The sequence below is a fragment of the Micromonospora sp. NPDC005710 genome (assembly GCF_040630995.1).
Lineage (GTDB): Bacteria > Actinomycetota > Actinomycetes > Mycobacteriales > Micromonosporaceae > Micromonospora.
In genome coordinates this window covers 390,480-413,259 of the sequence record NZ_JBEXYP010000001.1, presented here as the reverse complement: position 1 = coordinate 413,259, position 22,780 = coordinate 390,480, and the positions used below count along the sequence as shown (strand labels likewise).

Genomic DNA, 22,780 nt, shown 5'->3' with positions numbered 1-22,780 from the left:
GGGGATGGAGAGCGGGGGATTGCGGCGGGCCTACGGTGCCCTGTTCGCGGAGGTCGACGCCGGCGGGTTCGGTCCGGCTCCGGAGGGGCAGCTCAGCGCCGAGCAGATCGTCGCGCATCTGGTCGCCAACGACGAGCTGATGATCCAGGCCACCGAGGCGTTGCTGGCCGGGTCGCCCTTCGCCTACTACGAGTTGGAAGAGGGCATGCACCGCCCGCAACTCGACGCGCTCGCCGCCGAACAGGGTGGCCTGCGTGGCCTGACCGCGCTGCTGCACGGCACCAGCGACCGGCTGTGCGGGCTGGTCGACCAGCTCGGTCTGGCCGCGGAGACCCCGGTCGAGACGCACCTGCGCGAGGGCTTCGACCTCATCGTCGACGAGCCGTTGCCCTGGTCGCGGACGCTTGACCTGCACACCCGTGTGCACCTACCCAAGCACCAGTCCCAACTGCACCAACTCCGCCCCTGAGCGGCCAAAGACACTCGGCCCGAACGGCCCCGAGAAGCCCTCGGCCGGCCGGCGTGGCGGTGTGGCGGCGTGGCGCAGAGTGTCGGGGGTCTTGCCATATTGAGCGTGATGTCTGTGAGTCATCGTGATGACTCACAGACATCACGCTCGTTGCCCCACCCACTCTCACTCCAAGCTCTCCGTCGATCTTGCACTTTCGGTGCCGGAAAAAGCGGCTTAACCGGGCATTTGAACGACAGTAAATGCAAGATCGCCGGGCCGGGCCGGGCCGGGCCGGGGCGGGCCGGGGCGGGGCGGGCCGGGGCGGGGCGGGGTGGGTGCGGGGTGTCGGGTGTGGCGTGGGGGTGGGGGTGTGGGGTAAGGCGCGGGTCAGGGTTTGGCTAGGGCGGGGCGAGGGTGGAACGTGCGGCGGTAGGTGGACGGGGCCACGCCGATGCGCTGATGGAGTTGCTGGCGCAGGGCGGCGGTGGTGCCGAAACCCGAGCGGTGGGCGATCTGGTCGATGGTGAGGTCGGTCGTCTCCAGCAGCAGCCTTGCGTGGTCGGTGCGCTGCTGGAGCAGCCACTGGGCGGGGCTCAGGCCGGTCTCCAACCGGAAGCGCCTGGTGAAGGTGCGCACGCTCATCCGCGCCTGTTCGGCCAGGTCGCGGAGCGCGATCGGCTCGTGCAGCCGCTGCCGCGCCCACTCCCGGGCGCCTGCCGTGCTGGTGTCGGTCGCCTTCGGCACCGGCTGCTCGATGTACTGGGCCTGACCGCCGTCGCGCCACGGCGGCATCACGCAACGGCGGGCGGCCCGGTTGGCCACCTCGCTGCCGTGGTCGAGGCGGATGACGTGCAGGCACAGGTCGATGCCGGCGGCGACTCCGGCCGAGGTGAGCACCCGGTCGTCGGCGATGAAGAGCACACCCGGGTCGAGGTCCACCCGGGGGTGCAGGCGGCGGAACTGCTCGGCGTACGCCCAGTGGGTGGTTGCCCGCCGCCCCTCGAGGAGCCCGGCGGCGGCGAGCACGAACGCCCCGGTGCAGATCGACATGATCCGGGCACCCCGCTCGTACGCGGCGCGCAGCGCGCCGGTCACCTCCGGGTCGGCGGTGCCCGACGTCAGGGCGGTGCCGTCGTGGATGCCCGGGACGATCACGGTGTCGGCGGTGTCCAGCAACTCCAGTCCGTGGTCGGGGACCACCTGGAAGCCGGCGGTGCTGCGTACCGGCAGCCCGCCCGGTGTGCAGACCCGGACGTCGTAGAAGTGTGTGCCGTCGGCGGCTCGGGCGGTGCTGAAGACCTGGGACGGGGTGCCGAGGTCCAGGCCGACCACCTGGTGCAGCGCGAGGACGGCGATCCGGTGCGGGCGAACGCTCATGGCCCGATTATTGCGCATCATGGCTTTCCGGCCACTCGTCGAGGTGGGTGGGCCGGCTCAGACTGATTCCCGTGACCAAGAACCGCCGTCTGCATCCCGCCTGGCTGGTCGCCGCCGTCGCCTTCGTGGCGCTGGTCGGCGCTGCCGGTTTCCGCGCCACCCCGTCGGTGCTGCTGCACCCGCTGCACGAGGAGTTCGGCTGGCCGCTGGCCACGATCTCCGCGGCCGTGTCGGTCAATCTGCTGCTCTACGGGCTCACCGCGCCGTTCGCGGCCGCCCTGATGGACCGGTTCGGCATCCGCCGGGTGGTGTCGGTGGCGCTGCTGCTGGTCGCCGCGGGCAGCGGTCTGACGGTCTTCATGACCGCCAGCTGGCAGCTTCTGCTCTGCTGGGGTGTGCTGGTGGGGTTGGGCACCGGCTCGATGGCCCTGGCGTTCGTGGCCACCGTCACCGGACGGTGGTTCGTCCACCGGCGGGGCCTGGTCACCGGAGTGCTGACCGCCGGCGGGGCGGCCGGACAGTTGGTGTTCCTGCCACTGATCGCCATCCTGGTCCGCGACCACGGGTGGCGTACGGCAGCGCTCGTGGTGGCCGCAGCGGCGCTGGCGGTCGTACCCCTGGTGGTCTGGTTGCTGCGCGAGCACCCGGCGGATCTCGGGCTGCCCGCCTACGGTGCGACAGATGTCGTCGCGGCCCCGCCGCCGACGGGCGGCGCGGCGTCCCGGGCGCTCGGCGCGCTGACCACAGCGGCCCGGACCCGACCGTTCTGGCTGCTGGCCGGAGGGTTCGCGATCTGTGGGGCGACCACGAACGGCCTGGTCGGTACGCACTTCGTGCCGGCCGCGCACGACCACGGCATGGCCCAGACCACGGCGGCCGGCCTGCTCGCCCTGGTGGGTCTCTTCGACATCGTCGGCACCATCGCCTCGGGCTGGCTCACCGACCGGGTGGACAGCCGCCTGCTGCTCGGCATGTACTACGCGCTGCGCGGGTTGTCCCTGCTGGTGCTGCCGAGCCTCTTCTCCGGCACCGCCGAGCCGAGCATGCTGGTGTTCATCATCTTCTACGGCCTGGACTGGGTGGCCACCGTGCCGCCGACCGTGGCGCTGTGCCGGGAATACTTCGGCGGCGCCGGAGCGGTGGTGTTCGGCTGGGTGTTCGCCGCGCACCAACTCGGCGCGGCGATCGCCGCGACCGGCGCGGGGCTGGTCCGGGACCGCCTCGGCGACTACGCGATGGCCTGGTACGTGGCGGGCGCGCTGTCGATCGGCGCGGCCGGGCTGTCGTTGCTGCTGCGCCGACGACCGGGTCGACCGGCGCCGGAGGCCGTGCTCGTCGCCGCGACCGCGCCCCGGGCGTGGAGCTTCCGGGGCTGAACCGCGCTGAACCTGACGGCCGCACGGGACGTGCGACGCGTCGGCCGGTCAGCTCACCGTCCACTGCTGGGCCGGCCGGCCGTCGCACTGTCGCTGCCGGATGTCCTCGCCGGCCTCGACGGCGTCGTCGTCGGCCTGGGCGCACCTGCCGCTGTGCGCGGCGACGAGGAGCACCGGGCCGGTGCCGGTCGCCGCGAGTCGCCACTGCTGGTTGGCCTGGCCGTGGCAGGGGAACTGCTGCAACCGCGCGCCGTCGTCCCGGCTGCCGCCCTCGACGTCGAGGCACTGCCCGTACGCGGCGTTCTTCAGTGACACCACGTCCGCGCCGGCCGGGTTGACCACCCACTGCTGCTCCGGGGCGCCAGTGCACACCGCCAACTCGGCCTTGGCCTTCTCGCCGTCACCGTCGAGCCCCAGGCAGAGCCCCGAGCCGGCGCGCAGCACCCGGGGCCCGGTGGGCGGGGCGGCCGGCGTGCTGGCCGACGGGGTCGGTGACGGCTCGGCCGCTGCGGTAGGGGTGGGCTCGCCGGCCGGCGCGGTGGGCTGGGCCGGGCTGGACGGCGTACCGAGTGACGCCGGCACGGCCGGCTCGTCGCCACCGTCGAGCAGCCCGGTGGCGAAGACGACCCCCAGGAGTACGCCGACGACCCCGACCGCCACCGCGACCCGCAGCAACGGGTCGGCCAGCATCCCGGAGCGCGGTGCCCGGTGACCGCCGTAGACGGTGCCGGCGGGGTCGGGGCGTTCCTCGGGCGCGGACATACCCGTCATCCTCACTCACGAGGTCGGGCCGGAGCCAGCCCGGCGGTGCGGCGGCCGGGCGCGGCTCAACTGGTGGCGTGACTCCGGGTGGCGCGGCTCAACGGGTGGGCTGCGGGTCGGTGACGTCAGCCACTGTGGCGTCGAGGGCGGCGATCGCGGCGTCGGCGTCGACAGCGATGGCGAGACCCCGCTCGCCGGCGCCCAGGGTGATCTCCCGGCCGCGCAGCCGCTGGTCGGCGACCACCGGCCAGGCAGTGCTCGCGCCGAACGGGGTGATGGTGCCGCGTTCGTAGCCGGTGGCGGCCAGGGCGCCCGCCGCGTCCGGCATGGAGAGCCGGTGCACCCCGAGCAGGGCGCGCAGCTTGGGCCAGGAGATGACCCGGTCGCCGGGGGTGAGCACGAACAGGTGATCGTCTTCACTCCGCCGTACGACGATCGTCTTGACCACGTCCGGGACGGCCACGCCCCGGACGGCGGCGGCCTCCGCGAGACTGCCGACGGCACCGTGGCTGACCAGCCGATACGGGAGTTGCGCGGCGTCCAGGGCGGTGATCGCTGGCGATGGCATGACCGCCAGGGTAGCCGTCGGGCCTGCTACCGGACGGGAAACTGCCACGGCCGACATCCCACGGTTTCCGAAAGGCGAGCGTAAGGTGATCACATGCGCGCTGAGCGTGTGGATCACCCCATTGACCATGATCAAGCGGTGGACACGCTGCGACGGTCGTACGCCGCGGTGCCCACTGGCGAGCCTGTCCGGCTGGCCAAACGGACCTCCAACCTGTTCCGCCCCCGGTCCGCTCTCCGAAGCCCGGGGCTCGACGTGAGTGGCCTGAACGGTGTGCTGTCGGTCGACCCGGTCGGCCGTACCGCCGACGTGCAGGGTATGTGCACCTACGAGGACCTTGTCGACGCGACGCTGCCGCACGGGCTGATGCCGCTGGTGGTGCCCCAGTTGCGCACCATCACGCTGGGCGGCGCGGTGACCGGCCTCGGGATCGAGTCGACCTCGTTCCGCAACGGCCTGCCGCACGAGTCGGTCCGGGAGTTGGACCTGCTCACCGGCTCCGGTGAGATCGTCACCGCCCGTCCCGACGGCGAGCACGCCGACCTGTTCACCGCGTTCCCCAACTCGTTGGGCAGCCTCGGCTACGCCACCAGGCTGCGCATCGAGCTGCAACCGATCGGTCGGTACGTGGCGCTGCGCAACGTCCGGTTCACCCAGCTGGAGGCGTTGACCGACGCCATAGCGGAGGTGACAGCGAGCGGGTCCTGGGCCGGCGAGCCGGTGGACGCGATGGACGGGGTGATGTTCAGCCCCGGCGAGGCGTACCTGGTCCTCGCCACGTTCACCGACACGGCCGACCCGCCCAGCGACTACACGGGTCAGGCGATCTACTACCGGTCGTTGCGCCGACGCACCAGGGACGTGCTCACCGCGTACGACTATCTGTGGCGCTGGGACACCGACTGGTTCTGGTGCTCGGCGGCGTTCGGTGCCCAGCACCCGGTCGTGCGCAGGCTCTGGCCGGCGCGTTACCGGCGCAGCGACTTCTACCACCGACTGGTCCGGATGGAGCACCGCCACCAGGTGGCGGCCCGGGTCGACCGGCTGCGCGGGCAACCGGCCCGGGAGCGGGTCGTGCAGGACGTGGAGATCCCGCTGAACCAGACTGCCGACTTCCTGCGCTGGTTCGCCGGCGCGGTGGGGATGAACCCGGTGTGGCTGTGCCCGTTGCGACTGCGTGAGCCGGCGGGGCCCGGCTCGGCGCGGTCCTGGCCGTTGTATCCACTCCGGCCGGGCGAGGACTACGTCAACATCGGGTTCTGGGGGAGCGTGCCGATCGCGGCGGGCGCCGCCGACGGCGACGTCAACCGCACTATCGAACGCAGGGTGTCGGAGTCGGGCGGCCACAAGTCGCTCTACTCCGACGCGTACTACGACCGGGACGCCTTCGATCGCCTGTACGGCGGCGACACGTGGCGCGCGGTGAGAGACCGCTACGACCCGGACCACCGGCTGACGGGACTGTACGAAAAGGCGGTAGCACGAGCATGAGCCTGACCGACAGAGATCAGGGGGCGGCGAGCGGTTCCGCCACCCCGCCGCCGGCGGGAGGCCGGCACACGGGTCCGACCGTCGCGGATGTCGTCCGCGCGGTCACCGCGGGGCCGCTGCCGGTGCGGATCACCGGGTACGACGGCAGCGCCGTCGGCCCGTCCGACTCCGGCATGACCCTGGCGATCCGTTCCGAGCGTGGGCTGTCGTACCTGCTCACCGCACCCGGCGACCTGGGCATGGCCCGGGCGTACGTGAGCGGTGACCTGGAGTTGCGGGGCGTGCACCCGGGTGACCCGTACGAGGCGTTGCGGGTGCTCAAGGACGAGCTGCGGTTGCGCCCACCGTCGCTGACCGAGGGGCTGGCGTTGGTCCGTGGGCTGGGCTGGGAGCGGCTGATGCCGCCACCTGCGCCGCCGCAGGAGGCGCAGCCCCGCTGGAAGCGTGTGGTGAACGGGCTGCGGCACTCGCGGGTGCGCGACGGCGCGGCGATCTCGCACCACTACGACGTTTCCAACGCCTTCTACGAGAAGGTGCTCGGCCCGTCGATGACGTACACCTGCGCGGTCTTCCGTTCTCCGGACGACACGTTGGAGCAGGCCCAGGCGGCGAAGTACGACCTGGTCGCGGGCAAGCTGGCGCTGAAGAAGGGGATGCGGCTGCTGGATGTCGGTTGCGGTTGGGGTGGCATGGTGCGCCACGCCGCCCGCGAGTACGGCGTCAAGGCGCTCGGGGTGACCCTGTCGAAGGCGCAGGCGCAGTGGGCGCAGGCCGCCATCGAGCGGGAGGGGCTGACCGGGCTGGCGGAGGTGCGGCACCTGGACTACCGGGACGCGCCGGCCGAGCAGTTCGACGCCATCTCCTCGATCGGGTTGACCGAGCACATCGGGGTGCGCAACTACCCTGCCTACTTCGGGGCGTTGCGCAGTCGGCTGCGGCAGGGCGGGCGGTTGCTCAACCACTGCATCACCCGGGCGGACAATCGGGCGCCACACCGCTCCGGCGCGTTCATCGACAGGTACGTCTTCCCGGACGGTGAGCTGGCCGGTCCGGGCCGGTTGATCAGCGAGGTGCACGACGCCGGGTTCGAGGTGCACCACGAGGAGAACCTGCGCCAGCACTACGCGCTGACGCTTGCGGCGTGGTGCCGCAACCTGGTCGAGCACTGGGATTTCTGCGTCTCGGAGGTGGGCGCGGGCACCGCCCGGGTGTGGGGGCTGTACATGGCCGGGTCGCGGATGGCGTTCGAGCGTAACGGCATCCAGTTGCACCAGGTGTTGGCCACCCACAACGGCCCGAACGGTGTGAGCGGCTACCCGCTGCGACCGGACTGGTTGCCCTGATCACCTGCTGACCGCCGCCTGAGGCCGCGTCGAGAAAGTCGGCGCGGCTTCTCGCGAAGCGATTGACAAAGAAGTTTTGTACGTACAAACTGATTTTGCCATGAGAGACGTCCTGTACCTGGAGCAGATCGAGCAGGCCGAAGTCCTGCTCAAGCCGCAGCGCGTCGAGGTGCTGCGGCAACTGGCCGAGCCGCGCACCTGCACCGAGGTCGCGGCCCGACTCGACCAGACGCCACAACGCGTCTACTACCACGTCAAGCAGCTCGTCGCGGCCGGCCTCGTCGAGCTGGTCAACGAACGCAAGGTCCGCGGCATCACCGAAGGCATCTACCAGGCCGCCGCCCGGTCCTACTGGCTCTCCCCGCGGCTCGTCGGCCGCATCGGTCTGCGCCGGGCCCGCGACGAGCTGAGCCTGGGCTACCTGCTCGACCTGATGGAGGAGGTCCAGGCCGACATCGCCGGCCTGGACCGGGCCGCACCCGAGCTGCCCTCGATCGGGGTGTCCGGCGAGATCCGGGTGCCCGCCGAGCAGCGCCAGCAGTTCCTGCACGACCTGCAAACCGCACTTCAGGACCTGTTCACCCGCTACGGCGGCAGCGAAGGGGATGCCTTCAAGCTGGCCGTCGCCTGCTATCCGAAAGGGAACGACAATGAGTGAGCCGATGAAGGTCAAGGCCCGTCTCTCCGCGCCGGTCGGGCGCGTCCGCCAGGCCCTGACCGACCCGGCCGAGCTGCGTCTCTGGCTGGCCGAGCACGCCGAGGTCGAGCTGCCCCGGCGGTACGAGTTCTGGGGCCGTTACACGCCCGAGGGCGACGCCCCGCACCAGCGGCTGCTGCACGCCGACGACGACACGCTGCGCTTCGGCTGGCTGCTCGACGGGGTGGAGACCACCACCGAGTTCCAGTTGACCGCCGAGGGCACCGACAGCACGGTGCTCACGCTCACCCAGAGCCACTTCGACTTCGCCGAGGCGATGAGCGGCTCCACCATCCGGGGGGTGCTCCAGACGTACTGGGCGTTGTCCATCGCCAACCTGGCCGCCCACGTGGAGGGCAAGCCACTGCTGCCGCGGACGGACTTCACCTCCGCCGACCTGCGCGGTGAGCTGGTCATCGCCGCCCCCGCCGACAAGGTGTGGGAGTCGCTCACCAACTCCGAGCAGGCCAGCGCCTGGTTCGGCTACCCGATCGGCATCGAGCCCTGGGTCGGCGGCCGGTACGCCATGGGAGGCTTCGAGCACGGTTACGCGGCCAAGGTCGTCGACCTGGAGCCCGGCCGGCGGATGTCCGTCGACTGGGGACCGACCGGCGTGTCGAACTGGGAGCTGGCCGAGTCTGACGGCAAGACCACGCTCACCTTCGTGCAGAGCGGCTTCGACGAGTCCAACCCCCCGTACGGGGCCTGGAGCGGCTCGGTTGCCGGGCTGTTCGAGCTGCGCCGCTTCCACGAGGTGCCGAACTGGCAGCCGATCTGGCTCTCCGAGGAGATCCCCGGCCTGGAGCCCGCCCCGGCCAGCTGACGCTGATCGTCCGCCCTTACTCATGTCAGGCGGGCTCAAGATCCGAGCAACATCGGGGAAACTGCTGCCTCCAACCGCGTGGAGGCAGCAGTTTCCCCGTACTTGAGCAGATCTTGTGACGTCCACCGGTGAGATGTGGTGACTTTTCGCGGTTGGGTGGGTACTGGCTGGCGATGTTCTTCATCTTTGGTCTGCGTACCAAGGTCGACAGGTCCGGTGTCGTGCAGCAGGTCTGCCGCCACTGCGGCAACCAGGCCGCACAGGTGATCACCCGCCGTTCGACGAAATTCACCCTTTTCTTCATCCCTCTCATTCCGATCCGCACCCGGTACGCGCAGCAGTGCACGTTCTGCGGGGCGGAGTACGAGATTTCCAGGTCCGACGCCGAGCGCCTCCCGGTCGGCTGATCCGACGATGGAACGCTTCCTCTGCTGGTTGATCGGCCGACAGACGTCCTCGGTCGACGTGGCGGTGCACACTGTTGCCCGCCCGCCCTGCACCCCTGGCCGGCGCAGACGCCGCCGCGCACGCCGTCCGGTGGCTGGCACCGCGCTGCCTCGTTCACCGTGGAACCGATCTGCGGGCCGCTGAACGGAAGCCGGGGCCGGGGCGTGGTGAACGTTCGGCTCTGGCGGCGTTTCTGGGCGCTGGTTAGGCTTTCGGGGTTTGCCGTGGACCGGCGCCGCCGAGGGTGCACGTACGACGAAAGAGCCGGAGCGACCGTGTCCCGACAGGACGGAAAGCAGGCTGCGGGGGCGCTCAACCCCGCTGGTGCGTTCGTCGCGGCTGCCGTCATTCTGCTGGAGGCGGGTTGGCTGGTCGCCGCGTTGCCCGGTGCCGCGCTGGTGAGCGACGTCGGCGCGATGCTCGTGGCGGGGTGGGCGACGTTCGCCTGTGTCGGGGTGGCCCGTCGGCATCCCGCGCCGCTGCGCCGGTTCTGGACGCTGCTCGCCGTCACCATGGCCCTCGCCGCTGTCGGCCGGGCGATCTGGACGGCGCAGCGGCTCGTCGGCGGTGACCTGCCGCACACGCCCCTGGTCGGGGTGGTCTTCACCGCGGGCATCCTCACCGGTACGGCCGCGCTGCTCAGCTCTCCGTCCGCGCCGCGGACCGCTGTCGGGCGGGCCCGTACGTTGCTGGACGGGGTGATCGTCGCCCTGGCTCTGGTGCCGATCGGGTGGGTGCTCGTCTTCCGGGGGGTCGCCGCCGCCGAGTTGGCGGACCCGGCGCGCACGCTGGGGTTGCTGTTCCCGATGTTCGACCTGATGCAGCTCACCATCCTGGTCGCGGTGTCCGGGCCGGCCCGGCCGATGTGGCGGCCGATGAGCATCCTGGCGGCGAGCCTCACCCTGCGGGTCGTCGCCGACGTCGTCTACGTGTCGCTCGTCGCCCGCGCCGACTACGCGGCCGGTCACCCGATCGACCTGTGCTGGCCGTTGAGTTACCTGCTGATCGGTCTGGCCACCCGGAACCCGCCGCCGCCGGACTGCGACGGCACCGACGACACCGCCGAGTCGCCGCTGCCGCCCTGGTGGCGGGTGGCGTTGCCGTACCTGCCGGTGGGTGGGGCGATCATCGCGGTGGTGCTGGCCCGTCGGCCCACCGGGCAGACCCCGCAGTTGGTGTTCGTGACGATGATGGTGTTGCTGGGGGCCCTCGCCGTCCGGCAGGGGTTGGCGGCGAACGAGAACCTCCGGTTGGTGGCCCGGTTGCGTCGGCTCGCGTACGGCGACCAGCTCACCGGCCTGCCGAACCGGCTGTTGTTCAACCGGCGGCTGCGCCTGGCCCTGCGTGACGGGCGGCCGGTGGCCGTGCTGCTACTCGACCTGGACGGGTTCAAGCAGGTGAACGACAGGTTCGGGCACGCCACTGGTGACACCCTGCTGACCGGGCTCGCGGCCCGGATGCACACCGCGGTGAACGGCGACGGCACCATCGCCCGGCTCGGCGGTGACGAGTTCGCGGTGCTCGTCGACGGCGACCGGCCGGTGTCACCGGAACGACTCGCCGAGCGGCTGTTGGACGCGTTGCGGCCCTCCGACGACGAGGAGGACGTCGGCGTGCACCCGTCGGCGAGCATCGGCATCGCCGAGTACGGCCCGCAGCACGCCTCCCACACCGACCTGCTGCGCGACGCCGACATCGCCATGTACGCGGCGAAGGCGGCCGGGAAGTCCGCGTACCGGACGTGCACGCCGGCGCTGCGGGAGTCCGCCGTGTCCCGCGCCGAGTTGATCGCCGACCTGCGCCGCGCGGCCGACGAGGACCAGTTGCACCTGGAGTTCCAACCCATCGTCGACCTGGCCACCGGTGCGGTGCGCAGCGCCGAGGCGTTGGTGCGCTGGCGGCACCCCAGGCTGGGGATGTTGCCGCCGTCGAGGTTCCTGCCGCTGGCCGAGGAGACCGGGCTGATCCTGCCGATCGACCGCTGGGTGATCCACGAGGCGTGCCGGGCCGCCGCGACCTGGCGGGGTCGGATGCCGGAGGCGACAGTCGCTGTGAACATCGCCGCGGCGCACCTGCGTCGGCCGGACCTGATCGCCACCGTCACCGCGGCCACCAGCGCCGCCGGGTTGGCACCGCGGGCGTTGACCCTGGAGTTGACCGAGTCGGCGCTGATCGAGGGCACCGAGGCGGTGCTGGAGCGGTTGCACCAGCTCCGGGAGTTGGGCATCCGGATCGCCATCGACGACTTCGGCACCGGCTACTCGTCGCTGAGTTATCTGCACCGCATCCCGGCCACCGAGCTGAAGATCGACAGGTCGTTCGTGGCCCGGCTGGGCACCGACGACCGGGCGTACGCCACTGTCGAGATGGTCACCCGGCTGGCCGGCGCGTTCGACCTGGCGGTGGTCGCCGAGGGGGTGGAGACCGAGCGTCAGCACGAGGCGGTCACCGCGATCGGTTGCCCCCGCGGCCAGGGCTATCTGTACGGGCGGCCGGACGGCCCCGCCATGGTGGGCCAGAATCGGGTTTGACTCTCACGTAACGGCAGGCAGGAGCCTGGTTCCCGGAAGGGAGGGAAACCATGGCGTACACGGTGGGTCAGGTGGCGAAGGCCGCCGGCGTGACGGTGCGGGCGTTGCACCACTACGACGAGATCGGGTTGCTCTCGCCCAGCGGGCGGACGTCGGCCGGTTACCGCCGCTACGACGACGCGGACCTGCAACGGCTGCAACTCGTCAGGTACTACCGGGAGCTTGGTTTCCCGCTTGAGGAGATCACCGCGATCATCGACGACCCGGCGGCCGACCCGGCCGCGCACCTGCGCCGGCAGCACGAACTGCTGACGGTACGGCTCAAACGGTTGCAGGAGATGGTCGCGGCGATCGAGTTCGCGTTGGAGGCGAGCACGATGAACATCCAACTGACGCCCGAGGAGCGGTTCGAGGTCTTCGGCGACGTCGACCCGGAGGAGCACCAGGCCGAGGCGGAGCGGCGGTGGGGTGACACCGACGCGTACCGGGAGTCGAACCGGCGGGTCGCCCGCTACACGAAGGACGACTGGCTGCGTCACAGGGCGGAGACCGAGGACTGGGGCCGGCGGATGGTCGCGGTGCTGGCCTCGGGCGTGCCGGCGGACAGCCCGGAGGCGATGGACCTGGCCGAGGAGCACCGGCAGATCATCAGCCGCTGGTTCTACGAGTGCTCGTACGAGATCCAGACCGGGCTGGCCGACATGTACCTGGCCGACGAGCGGTTCACCGCGTACTACGAGGCGATCGCTGCGGGGCTCACCGCGTATCTGCACGAGGCGATCCACGCCAACGCGATCAGCCGGGCGTGACAGGGTGCGGTCCGGCTAGTCTGGCCGGACCGCACCGCCCGGGGAGATGACAGTGCAGAAACCGAAGCTGATCGCCGCTGTCGCCGTGCTCGTGGTGGCGGCCGGCGCCGGGGCGTGGGCGCTCGTCGCCGCCGTCGACGACGAACCGGACGCGGGCCGCCCGGCGGCGTCGGCGAGCGCCGACCCGGTGGGTGTGCTGAAGGCCGCCGCCGCGAGGGCCGACGAGCAGCCGTACAAGCTGACGGTGGGCACCGGCGGCACGGACGGGGACGCCACGGTGCTGCTGTGGGATCCGAAGGCGAAGCGTGGTCTGGAGACCACGTCGTTGAAGGTGCCCGCCGGAGTGGTGAAGATCGAGCGGTTGACCACCGGGCCGGACGTGTACGTGCGGGTCAGCGCCCCGGACCGCCGCGTCCCGGTCTGGGACGGCAAGACCTGGTGGCATGTGGGTGCGCCGGGCGACCCGGCGGCCAAGCAGGGCCTGGACAACACCCGACTGGCCAGCACGCTCGGGGCGCCGGCCGGGGTCCGGCAGACGGCCGCCCGGGAGTACGCGGGCACGCTGGACCTGCGCCAGAGCGGCGAGGTGCTGGGCAGCGGCGTCGGCAAGGTGCTCGGTGACCGGGCCTCGGCGGTGCCGTTCACCGCGGCGGTGGACGAGCAGGGTCGGCTGGTCCGTTACCGCATCGAGTTGGCCAGCGAGCAGTCGCAGACCGCCCAGCTCGACCTGACGTACTCGGACTTCGGGGTGCCGGTGTCGGCGGACCCGCCGGCCGCGGACCTGGTGGGCGAGGACCCGCCGGCGAACATCCCCGGCGCCTGAGGTCGGTTCACTCCTCGACCGCCCCGTCGACCGGGGGGACCAGGAAGTCGTAGACGGTGCGGGCCATCCGCCGGACGGTCTCGTCGCCGGTGGCCATGGGTCCGGCGGTGAGGAACGCGACGGCGGTCTCGGTGCCGGGGATCAGGTAGTAGCCGACGTCGTGTGAGGCGTCCGGCAGGTCACCGGTCTTGTGGGCCACCGGGACGCCGAGTGGCAACGCCGCCGGGATCTTCGTGTTGAGGGTCTGCTCCCGCATGAATCCGATCATCAGGTCGCGGGAGGCCGGGGTGAGGATCTCGCCGTCCCAGACCGCGCCGAGCAGCGACACCACGTCGTCCGGGCTCGTGTAGTTCTCCTCGCCGCGTTGCGCGGCGGCGCTGTCGAGCATCCGGCGGGCCAGGATGGTGGACCGTTGGTTCATGGAGTCGATGAGCGCGTTCACCGGGGAGAACCCGCCCAAATAGGTGATCAGCACATTCGCGGCCACGTTGTCGCTGTACTTGATCAGGTATTGGGCGAGTCGGTGCAGTGTGACCACCTGCGGGAACGTCTCGAACTGGAGTTGACCGGTGCCGCCGACCACGTCCTCGGGGGTGACCAGCACCCCGTCGTCGAGGGCGACCTGTCCACAGTCGACCCGGCGCAGCAGCTCGACGAGGATCCACAGTTTGATGACGCTCGCCGCCTTGGGGCGCAGTGAGCCGTTGACGGCGATCTGCTGGTCACCGTAGCGGCCGGACAGGTCACGGACGGTGACCCCGGCCGGGTTGAGGCTCGCGTCGGCGACCACCCGGGCGAGTTGCCCGCTGAGCGGGAACAGTTGGGCCCCGGCGACCGGGTCGGTGGGCGGCTGCGGGCTGGTGACCACCACACCGGTGAGCGTCATCAGCGGGCGGTGCCGCTGGATCACCTCGAGCGTGCCCTCGCTGCGCCCGACCAGCGGCACCCGGTAGCGGTAGGCGGTCCCTCCGACGACGACAGCCCCACTGGCCACCCCGGCGGCGACTCGCATGCCGGGGTCGGCGACCCGACCGGTGTCACCGTCGCAGGCGCGGTAGCGCACCGTGTGCCCGAGCGAGTCCACAGCGAACACCCCGCCGGGAAACGACAACCAGGACACCTCGCTCGTCGGCGGGCGCTCCGGCGTCGGGTCCACCCCGGGCTCGTGGCCCTGACCGTCGCCGGGCTCCACCCCGTACCCCGGCGTGGTCGTCGGGGCCGGGTCCGCGACGGGCGCGCGGCCCGGGCCGTCCGCGGTGGCCGGCCCGGTCGTCGCGAGCACCGCGAGCGCCACCGCCGCCGAGAGCACCTTCAGGGGTACGCGGACAGAGCCTCCCAGGAGGGAAGATGAGCGCCTCTTGTCGCTTTTTCTCACGTTTGCACGATATGAAGCGCCGGGGGCTGGTGAGACCAGCGGGACCGGCGTCACCCGTCCGGGCAGCAATGTCCCCCCAGCGCGGTGATCCGCAGGTATAACTGTGACCTCACAGGCGCTTTGCTCTGCACCCGCGGATGCGCCGGTTACGGACCGTGCATGGCGCATCCGCGGGTGCAAAGCAAAGGTCAGCCACTCGGCCAACGAGCCACTCACCCCGGAGGACCCCATGCTGATCATCGCCGGCAGCCTGACCGTCGAACCGGCCACCCGCGAGGCGTACCTGTCCGACTGCCACCAGGTCATGGCGCGAGCGCGCGCCACCGCCGGCTGCCTGGACTTCCTGCTGGCGGCCGACCCGTTGGAGCCCGACCGGATCCACGTCTACGAACGCTGGGAGTCCGCCGAGCAGCTTGCCGCGTTCCGTGGCTCCGGCCCGGACGACGCGCAGGAAGCGGCAATCCTCGACGCCGACGTGCAGCGCTACCTGATCAGCGGCGTCGAGGCGGCCTGACCCGCGGGTGCGCCGGCACCGCTCACGCGGGTGGTAGGGGGCTGGTGGGCAGGCCGGGTGCCATCCGACGGATCGAGGTGAAGGCGGGAGTGAGGGCCTCGTACAGCTCGGCGAAGAGCGGCAGCAACGCCGCGTAGGTGGCGGCGGCGGCCGGGTCCGGGCGGATCGTCTCCTCGATGCGCACCAGATCGGCTGCGACGTCGATGCTGGGGATCAGCCCGAGCGCCTCCATGCCGAGCAGTGCCGCGCCGAAGCTCGACCCCTCGTGTGCGGCGGGGAAACTCACCGGCAGCCCGAGGGCGTCGGCGAGCATCTGCCGCCACAGGCCGCTGCGGGCGAAGCCGCCACCGGCCCGGACCTCGCGGACCTCGTTGCCTGCCGCGCGCACCGAGCTGAGCACCAGTGCGAGCTGCTGGCAGACGCCCTCCAGCGCGGCCCGCACCAGGTGTTCGCGGCGGTGTGCGTGGGTCAAGCCCACGTAGGCGCCGCGCGGCAGAGCGCTCCAGTGCGGTGCCCGTTCGCTGTGCAGGTACGGCAGCATGATGAGCCCACCCGAGCCGACCGGCGCGCGGGCCGCCAGCGCGACCAGTTCCTCCTCGGAGTGCTCGCCCAGATCCGGCGCGAGGGCGGCGCCGGCCCACTTGAGCACGATCCCGCCGTTGTTGATCGCGCCGCCGACCGCCCAGCGGTGCTCGGTCAGCGCGTAGCAGAACACCCCGCCGAGCGGGTCCACGCCGGGCCGTTCGACCATCACCCGCATCGCGCCGCTGGTGCCGATCGAGCAGGCCACCATGCCGGGGTGCACCGCGCCCAGGCCCAGGTTCGCGAGTGGTCCGTCGCCCGCGCCGACCACCACCGGGGTGCGCTCGGGCAGCCCGGTCTCGGCGGCGGCCTGCGGGGTGAGGTGGGGGAGCACGGCGGTGGTGGCGACCAGCTGTGGGAGTTTCTCCTCGGTGATCCCGGCGATGCCCAGCGCCTCGCGGTCCCACTCCAGGGTGTGGATGTCGAGCAGGCCGGTGGCCGAGGCGATCGAGTGGTCGGTGACCAGCGTGCCGCAGAGCCGCAGCAGCACCCAGTCCTTGATGCCGACCCAGTGCGTCACCCGCTCGAAGAGCTGCGGCTCCTGCTCGGCGAACCAGAGCAGTTTGGGCAGCGGCGCCATCGGGTGCATCGGCGTGCCGGTGCGCCGGTGCAGGGCCAGCCCCGACGGCACCGCGCGCAACCGTTCGGCCTGCCGGGTCGACCGCGAGTCGGCCCAGGTCACCGACGGGGTGAGCGGATTGCCGTCCCCGTCCAACCCGATCAGGCTGTGCATCGCGGAGCCGAACGACAGCCCCGCCACCGGTTGGACCAGCTCGGCCACGACCAGGCTGATCGACCGGAGCACCGCCTGCAGGATGAGCTGCGGGTCCTGCTCGGCGTAGCCGGGTTGCGGGTTGTTCAGCGGGTAGCCGACCAGGTGACTGCCGAGCTGTCGTCCGTCGGTGTCGTACGCGACGGCCTTGGTGCTCGTGGTGCCGATGTCGACCCCGATCACGACTCGGGGCAGCGTGTTCGCCGGCACCACCGCCACCCCCTTCGAGAACGTGAACCTGCGACGATGATTCCGCCTCCGCGCCGTAAGGCGGCACTTCGGCCGAATGAACGTCGGCAACACTATCCCCCTATCGTGCGGGTTGCTCCACCGATCGGGCACTTCGCCCCGTTTCGGCGTGTCCGGTCGCCGCGCCGCACCCGTTAAACCCCGTGACACCCTGATTGGTGGCCTGCGCGGCGAAGGAGTCGGCGTGGCAAGGACTGAATCGACGGGTTCCACGTGGCGGTACCGGTGGGCGCACCGGCAGAACGTGCGGCGGGTCAGCACGTACCGCGGCGCCGAGACGGCGTGGCGGCGACGCGACGACGAGTTACGGCGGCTGCGCGCCCTGGCCGCCGACTTCCAGGGCTCGGCAGCCGCCGGCGCCGGTCTGGCGTTGGAGTTGGCCGCCGACGAGGTGGTGCTCTGGGCACTACCCGCCGCACAACTGGTCGAGGTGCGGCACACCACTGTGCTACCCGCGCCGGACCTCACTGTCGCCCCGCCCGCCGAGCCACTGCGCCCACGCCGCCCGGATGGCGTCCGCGTCACCGACGCCGGCCTGGCCGTGATCACCAGCCGTCGACTCGTGCTGCTCGGCGGCCGGGGCCGGCGCGACTGGGCGTACGGCCGCATCACCGGCCTCGCCCACGACCCGGCGGCGCCCGTCACGCTGATCCAGGTGTTGGACCGGCGGCGCACCTCAGGGTTGTTGCTGCCCACCGACGCCGCGCCGGACTTTCGGTTCAAGCTCACGCTCGCCTTCGCCGACGCGATCGAGCAGCGCGCCGCGGTGATCGCGCAACTCGACGAGCTGATCGCCGAGCACGCCCAGCTCAAGCCGTTCCGGTCGGCCGCGGCCACCCCGGGGCAGGCCAAGCTGTCGTCGTTCGTGCCAGGTGGCCGCAGGAGCATCGCGGTGGCGGCGGCCATCGCGTTGCTGGTCCCGGCGGCGCTGATCGAGTCGAACCCGTCCGACCCGAGGGAAGTCGCAGTGGCCGCCACCCCGGCACCCACTGCCAGCGCCGCACCCGCGCGAATCGGCCCGGCCCTCGCCCTGAGACCTCCCCTGCCGAAGCCGTCGACGTCACCCCGCCCGTCGCCCAGCGCGACCCAGGGCCCTCGCTGCGGAGCGCCGGAAAACCCGCTGGGGTACGGCTTCTGCGGCGGCACGCGCATCCGCAGGCCAGCAGCGGAAGTGTGCGACTGGTTCGACTGCGTACCGCAGTTCTGGGCCGGACGCGGTTACCTCGTGCAGTGCCGCGACGGCTCGGTCAGCCTGGCCGGCGGCCGGTCCACCGCCTGCGACGAGCACCGGGGCGTACGGCGAACCATCACGAAGTGACCGATTCGGGGTTTAAAGTCCGCTTCGCTCGGCCAGAATGATCGAGTGGAGATCCGGTCTGACGATGGCGCGCGGGTGCGGATACGCCCCGTCGGCTATCAGCCCGGCGTCGACCCGCCCGACGACCTCGACGCGGCCGCACCCGGCTGGCACGACTGGTTGCTCATCGAGGTGGACGCCCGCACCGCCGACGGTCAGACCTGGTCCCACCACTACCCGAGCCTGATGGTCGAGGAGGCCCGCGCACTCGGCGGCTGGCTGCACGGGCAGGCCACCGCAGCCCTCGGCCTGAGCGCGCCACCGGCGATGGTCCGGTTCACCGAACCCAACCTGGCAGTGCGCAGCCGGGTGCTGCGCCGCCGCCGGCTGGAGTTGATCGTGGAGTTCTCCGCCGAGTCGCTGCCACCGTGGATGCGTCGCCCGTCCACGGCGATCTACCCGCTGATCCTCACCGTCTCCGCGGACGCCCTGGCCACCGCCGCCGAACACTGGGCCGAACACTGCGAGGCGTACCCGCCGCGTACCCAGTCGCGGTTCCCGACCCACGGCCCGCAGCCGTACCGACGGCAGGCCGGCTGACCGCCGGGCCGTGCCAGCATCCTTGTCCCGACGGGACCGGCCTGCTGTGATGGGCGGTCATGGGGGACGAGCAGGTGCACCGCACTGTCGCGGCGGTCTGGCGGATCGAAGCCGGACGGGTGATCGCCGCGCTGGCCGGCCTGGTACGTGACGTCGGCTGGGCCGAGGAGTTGGCCCAGGACGCCCTGGTGGCCGCACTGGAACAGTGGCCGCGCGACGGCGTGCCGGCCAACCCGGGCGCGTGGCTGACCACCGTCGGCAAGCGGCGGGCGATCGACGCGTTGCGCCGCCGGAACCTGCTGGAACGCCGGGTCGCCGACCTGGGGCGCGACCTCGGCGACGAGCAGTTCACCCCCGACTTCGACGCCGCCTTCGAGGACCGGATCGACGACGACCTGCTGCGGCTGGTCTTCACCGCCTGCCACCCGGTGTTGTCGCCGCAGGCACGGGCGGCGCTGACCCTGCGCATGCTCGGTGGTCTGAAGACCGAGGAGATCGCGCGGGCCTTCCTGGTGCCCGAGACGACAGTCGCGCAGCGGATCACCAGAGCCAAGAAGACCCTCGCCGAGGCGAAGGTGCCCTTCGAGGTGCCCGGCGTCGCCGAGCGTGGCGAACGGCTCGCGTCGGTGCTGGAAGTGATCTACCTGATCTTCAACGAGGGCTACTCGGCTACCGCCGGAGACGACTGGATGCGCCCGGCCCTCTGCGCTGACGCGCTGCGCCTGGCCCGCGTCCTGCAGGGGCTGATGCCCGACGAACCGGAGGTGCACGGGCTCGCCGCGCTGCTGGAGATCCAGGCATCCCGCACCGCCGCGCGGGTCGACCCCACCGGTGAACCGATCCTGCTCCTGCAACAGGACCGGGGGCGTTGGGACCGGATGCTGATCCGTCGGGGCCTGGCCGCCCTCGACCGGGCCCGAGCAGCCGCTGGCGCACCCGGCCCGTACACCCTCCAGGCGGAGATCGCGGCCTGTCACGCGCGGGCGCGTACCCCGCAGGAGACGGACTGGGCGCGGATCGCGGCCGGCTACGCGGAGCTGGCAAGGGTCGTGCCGTCGCCGGTCGTGGAACTGAACCGGGCCGTCGCGGTCTCCTTCGCCGCCGGCCCGGCCGCCGGCCTGGAACTGGCCCAGGCGCTGGCCGACGAGCCGGCGTTGGCCGGCTACCACCTGCTGCCGAGCGTGCTCGGCGACCTGCTGGCCAAGCTGGGCCGCCACGACGAGGCGCGCGCCGAGTTCGAGCGGGCCGCCGAGCTGACCGGCAACGAACGCGAGCGAGCGCTGTTGCTCGCCCGCGCCGCCGACTGCGCCCGAGGTGTCGCACCGACCCGCTGAAAAAATTTCCGGCCTTCATGTCGTATCCCGCGCCGGCCGCTCGACGCGTCAGTGACAGGCCGGCTCGCACCGGCGCGCGGGACCGGCTTTCCGCCGGCAGAGCTGCCGGACCCGGCTTCCAGCCGGCAGGGACGAGGAGAGCGACATGACGACGACCGCTGACGAGACGAGCGCGGGGTCCGCGGTGGCGGGCGTCGACTCCCGGCGTACGAAGACCAGGGCGCTACTGGCCGGTGGAGTCCTCGCCGGCCCGCTGTTCGTGGTGGTGGCCACCGCCCAGGTCCTCACCCGGGACGGGTTCGACCTGAGCCGGCAGCCGCTCAGCCTGCTGGCGCTGGGTGATCTCGGCTGGATTCAGATCGCCAACTTCGTGCTGACCGGGCTGCTCGCCCTGGCCGGCGCGGTCGGGCTGCGCCGGGCGCTGCGCGGTCAGCCGGGCGGATCGTGGGGGCCCGCGTTGATCGCCGTGCACGGCATCGGGCTGATCATCGGCGGGGTGCTGGTCTCCGACCCCAGCATGGGCTGGCCGGCCGGTGCGCCCGAGGGTGCGCCCGACACGCTGAGCTGGCACGCCGTCGGGCACGGCGTCGGCGCGGGGCTGGCGTTCGGCTCGCTGCCCGTCGCCTGCCTGGTCTTCGCCCGCGCGTGGTGGCGGGCCGGGCAACGCGGGTGGGCGGCATTCTCCGTCGGCAGCGCGCTGGCCGTCGTCGCGATCCTGGCCTGGCCCGACCAGGACACCCTCAGCGTCCGGATGGCACTCGCCTGCCTCGTCACGTTCGGCTGGCTCACAGCGCTCTGCACCCGACCGCTGACCCGCACTCACTGATCACGAGAGGACCACACCGATGCGGTACATGCTGATGCACAAACTCGACGAGACCCGGACCGAGGCGTTCAACCCGAGCCCCGAGTTCATGGCCCGGATGGACGGCTTCATGAAGGAGGTGGCGCAGTCCGGGGTGCTGCTCGCCGCCGAAGGGCTCTGCCAGACCTCCGACGGCGCCACCCGGATCACCGTGAGCGGCGGCAAGACCACGGTCACCGACGGGCCGTTCACCGAGACCAAGGAGCTGATCGCCGGGTTCGCCCTGCTGGACGTGCGCTCCCACGGGGAGGCGGTGGAGTGGGGGCAGCGGTTCGTCCAGGTCTTCGCCGACACGGTCGGTGACGTCGAGGTGGACGTCCGCAGAGTCTTCGAGATGCCGGAGGAGGGCATGCCGCCAGCCTGATCCGACCATGCCGCGCCGCCACCTCAGCGTTCGGGTGGCGGCGCGGGCCTGTGTAAGGTGATCGTCGTCAGCCATGAGAGGAGGTGAGCCCGGTGACCACCCATCGTCATTCCTGGGCGCTCCTCCCGGCCGTCCCCCTCAGCTGACCTCTCGCGTCGGGGAGCGCCCTCCTTACCGGAGGACAAATGTCTGTCTCCTCATTCCGCATCGACGTCTCCGCTGCAGTTCTCGACGACCTGCGGGCTCGACTGGCCCGTACCCGCTTCACCGACCGCAGCGGCACCCAACCGTGGCAGGGTGGCGTCGATCCCGACTACCTGCGGGACCTGGTGTCCTACTGGCACGACGGGTTCGACTGGACAGCTCGCCAAGCCGAGCTCAACGCGTACCCCCAGCACCTGGCCGTCGTCGGCGCCCGGAAGCTGCACTTCCTGCATGTCCGGGCCGCGCGCCCGGCCGGCGCGCCCGCGCCGTTGCCGTTGCTCCTCAGCCACGGCTGGCCCAGCAGCTTCGTCGAGATGCTGCCGCTGGTCGACCGACTCACCAGCCCCGCCGGCGGCGCGTTCGACGTGGTGGTGCCCTCACTGCCCGGCTTCGGCTTCTCGGAGACACCGAACGAGCCGGTCACCCGGGCGTTGCTGGCTCGGACGCTGCACGAGCTGATGACCGACGTGCTCGGCTACGAACGGTACGGCGCCTTCGGCGGCGACGTCGGGGGAGTGGTCACCGGCTGGCTCGGTGCCGTCTACCCGGAGCAGGTGGCCGGCATCCACATGATCCATCCACCGTTCCCGGCCAGCTTCGACGCCCACCCGTTGTCCCCGGACGAGCAGGCGTTCCTGGACGCCGAGGCCGCGTACGACGAGACCGACGGCGGCTACAGCGCCATCATGGGCACCCGCCCGGACACCCTGGCGGCGGCGCTCGCCGACTCACCCGCCGGGCTGGCCGCGTGGATCGTCGACAAGTACCGGGACTGGAGCGACAACCACGGTGACCTGGCGAACAGCATCGACCGGGACACCCTGCTCACCATCATCACGCTGTACTGGGTGACGGGCACGATCGGCTCGTCCTTCCGGCAGTACGCCGACTTCGACCACAACACGCCACGACCCGACATCACAGTGCCCGCCGCGTTCACGGTGAGCACCGAACCCTCGCAGGCACACTTCCCCCGCTCGATCGCCGAGCGGGCCTGCACCGACATCCGGCACTGGAGCGAACCGGGCCGGGGCGGGCACTTCATGCCGCTGGAGGAGCCCGATCTGCTGGCCGCTGAGCTGACCCAGTTCTTCACCTCGCTGCGCCCGTAGCCACTCCCCTGTGC

22 protein-coding genes are annotated in these 22,780 nt (G+C 71.7%); 17 read left to right on the top strand and 5 right to left on the bottom strand.

Features of this window, described 5'->3' with window-relative positions:
- The first annotated feature begins 4 nt into the window (after positions 1 to 4).
- Entirely contained in the window at positions 5 to 469 is a 465-nt protein-coding gene (locus tag ABZ406_RS02000; protein ID WP_357755357.1) for a hypothetical protein, read from the top strand.
- Between the two features lie 369 nt (positions 470 to 838).
- Here ABZ406_RS02000 and ABZ406_RS01995 read toward each other — a convergent pair whose 3' ends face one another.
- Positions 839 to 1,846 (bottom strand): helix-turn-helix domain-containing protein, encoded by a 1,008-nt coding sequence (locus ABZ406_RS01995; protein WP_357755354.1) that lies wholly within the window; start codon positions 1,844 to 1,846, stop codon positions 839 to 841.
- 53 nt (positions 1,847 to 1,899) lie between these two features.
- On the opposite strand from ABZ406_RS01995, the gene ABZ406_RS01990 reads away from it, so the two are divergent.
- The gene (locus ABZ406_RS01990) at positions 1,900 to 3,204 is read left to right on the top strand and encodes an MFS transporter (protein ID WP_357755351.1); all 1,305 of its coding nucleotides are present in this window, start codon (positions 1,900 to 1,902) and stop codon (positions 3,202 to 3,204) included.
- 48 nt (positions 3,205 to 3,252) lie between these two features.
- Here the strand turns inward: ABZ406_RS01990 and ABZ406_RS01985 are convergent, their stop codons facing one another.
- Entirely contained in the window at positions 3,253 to 3,966 is a 714-nt protein-coding gene (locus ABZ406_RS01985) for an RICIN domain-containing protein (protein WP_357755348.1), read from the bottom strand.
- A gap of 97 nt (positions 3,967 to 4,063) precedes the next feature.
- The gene (locus tag ABZ406_RS01980; protein WP_357755345.1) at positions 4,064 to 4,534 is read right to left on the bottom strand and encodes a YbaK/EbsC family protein; all 471 of its coding nucleotides are present in this window, start codon (positions 4,532 to 4,534) and stop codon (positions 4,064 to 4,066) included.
- 93 nt (positions 4,535 to 4,627) lie between these two features.
- On the opposite strand from ABZ406_RS01980, the gene ABZ406_RS01975 reads away from it, so the two are divergent.
- The 8 genes from ABZ406_RS01975 to ABZ406_RS01940 all read left to right on the top strand — a co-directional run bounded on the left by ABZ406_RS01975 (position 4,628) and on the right by ABZ406_RS01940 (position 13,498).
- A complete protein-coding gene (locus tag ABZ406_RS01975) occupies positions 4,628 to 6,025 on the top strand; it encodes an FAD-binding oxidoreductase (RefSeq protein ID WP_357755342.1) in 1,398 nt (465 codons plus the stop codon).
- Entirely contained in the window at positions 6,022 to 7,368 is a 1,347-nt protein-coding gene (locus ABZ406_RS01970; RefSeq protein WP_357755339.1) for a class I SAM-dependent methyltransferase, read from the top strand. Before ABZ406_RS01975 ends, ABZ406_RS01970 begins: the two co-directional genes overlap by 4 nt.
- A gap of 100 nt (positions 7,369 to 7,468) precedes the next feature.
- The gene (locus tag ABZ406_RS01965; protein WP_030490876.1) at positions 7,469 to 8,026 is read left to right on the top strand and encodes a helix-turn-helix domain-containing protein; all 558 of its coding nucleotides are present in this window, start codon (positions 7,469 to 7,471) and stop codon (positions 8,024 to 8,026) included.
- A complete protein-coding gene (locus tag ABZ406_RS01960) occupies positions 8,019 to 8,888 on the top strand; it encodes an SRPBCC family protein (RefSeq protein ID WP_357755335.1) in 870 nt (289 codons plus the stop codon). Before ABZ406_RS01965 ends, ABZ406_RS01960 begins: the two co-directional genes overlap by 8 nt.
- Before the next feature lie 173 nt (positions 8,889 to 9,061).
- On the top strand, positions 9,062 to 9,295 hold the full coding sequence (locus ABZ406_RS01955) for a zinc-ribbon domain-containing protein (RefSeq protein WP_030331435.1): 234 nt from the start codon (positions 9,062 to 9,064) through the stop codon (positions 9,293 to 9,295).
- 315 nt (positions 9,296 to 9,610) lie between these two features.
- Positions 9,611 to 11,866: an EAL domain-containing protein gene (locus ABZ406_RS01950; RefSeq protein WP_357755331.1), complete on the top strand. Its 2,256-nt coding sequence runs from the start codon at positions 9,611 to 9,613 to the stop codon at positions 11,864 to 11,866.
- A gap of 50 nt (positions 11,867 to 11,916) precedes the next feature.
- Complete coding sequence (locus ABZ406_RS01945; protein ID WP_357755328.1) at positions 11,917 to 12,675, top strand: MerR family transcriptional regulator; 759 nt, start codon at positions 11,917 to 11,919, stop codon at positions 12,673 to 12,675.
- Between the two features lie 52 nt (positions 12,676 to 12,727).
- Entirely contained in the window at positions 12,728 to 13,498 is a 771-nt protein-coding gene (locus ABZ406_RS01940) for a hypothetical protein (RefSeq protein ID WP_357755324.1), read from the top strand.
- 7 nt (positions 13,499 to 13,505) lie between these two features.
- Here ABZ406_RS01940 and ABZ406_RS01935 read toward each other — a convergent pair whose 3' ends face one another.
- Positions 13,506 to 14,873 carry a serine hydrolase gene (locus ABZ406_RS01935; protein ID WP_357755321.1) on the bottom strand — a complete coding sequence of 456 codons (1,368 nt, stop codon included), beginning with the start codon at positions 14,871 to 14,873 and terminating at the stop codon, positions 13,506 to 13,508.
- A gap of 229 nt (positions 14,874 to 15,102) precedes the next feature.
- Here ABZ406_RS01935 and ABZ406_RS01930 point away from each other — a divergent pair, with 229 nt between their 5' ends.
- Positions 15,103 to 15,387 carry an antibiotic biosynthesis monooxygenase gene (locus ABZ406_RS01930; RefSeq protein WP_357755317.1) on the top strand — a complete coding sequence of 95 codons (285 nt, stop codon included), beginning with the start codon at positions 15,103 to 15,105 and terminating at the stop codon, positions 15,385 to 15,387.
- 22 nt (positions 15,388 to 15,409) lie between these two features.
- Here the strand turns inward: ABZ406_RS01930 and ABZ406_RS01925 are convergent, their stop codons facing one another.
- On the bottom strand, positions 15,410 to 16,951 hold the full coding sequence (locus tag ABZ406_RS01925; RefSeq protein WP_357755314.1) for a gluconokinase: 1,542 nt from the start codon (positions 16,949 to 16,951) through the stop codon (positions 15,410 to 15,412).
- Between the two features lie 223 nt (positions 16,952 to 17,174).
- Between ABZ406_RS01925 and ABZ406_RS01920 the strand changes: the two genes are divergently transcribed.
- From ABZ406_RS01920 to ABZ406_RS01895, 6 genes are all read left to right on the top strand, one after another.
- Positions 17,175 to 18,308: a hypothetical protein gene (locus ABZ406_RS01920; RefSeq protein WP_357755311.1), complete on the top strand. Its 1,134-nt coding sequence runs from the start codon at positions 17,175 to 17,177 to the stop codon at positions 18,306 to 18,308.
- 45 nt (positions 18,309 to 18,353) lie between these two features.
- On the top strand, positions 18,354 to 18,887 hold the full coding sequence (locus ABZ406_RS01915; RefSeq protein ID WP_357755308.1) for a hypothetical protein: 534 nt from the start codon (positions 18,354 to 18,356) through the stop codon (positions 18,885 to 18,887).
- A gap of 59 nt (positions 18,888 to 18,946) precedes the next feature.
- On the top strand, positions 18,947 to 20,221 hold the full coding sequence (locus tag ABZ406_RS01910) for an RNA polymerase sigma factor (RefSeq protein WP_357755305.1): 1,275 nt from the start codon (positions 18,947 to 18,949) through the stop codon (positions 20,219 to 20,221).
- A 145-nt stretch (positions 20,222 to 20,366) separates the two neighbouring features.
- Positions 20,367 to 21,047, top strand: a complete 681-nt coding sequence (locus ABZ406_RS01905) for a DUF998 domain-containing protein (RefSeq protein WP_357755302.1) — start codon at positions 20,367 to 20,369, stop codon at positions 21,045 to 21,047.
- A 19-nt stretch (positions 21,048 to 21,066) separates the two neighbouring features.
- Complete coding sequence (locus tag ABZ406_RS01900) at positions 21,067 to 21,450, top strand: YciI family protein (protein WP_357755299.1); 384 nt, start codon at positions 21,067 to 21,069, stop codon at positions 21,448 to 21,450.
- A gap of 185 nt (positions 21,451 to 21,635) precedes the next feature.
- Positions 21,636 to 22,766, top strand: a complete 1,131-nt coding sequence (locus ABZ406_RS01895) for an epoxide hydrolase family protein (protein ID WP_357755296.1) — start codon at positions 21,636 to 21,638, stop codon at positions 22,764 to 22,766.
- Positions 22,767 to 22,780: the final 14 nt, after the last annotated feature.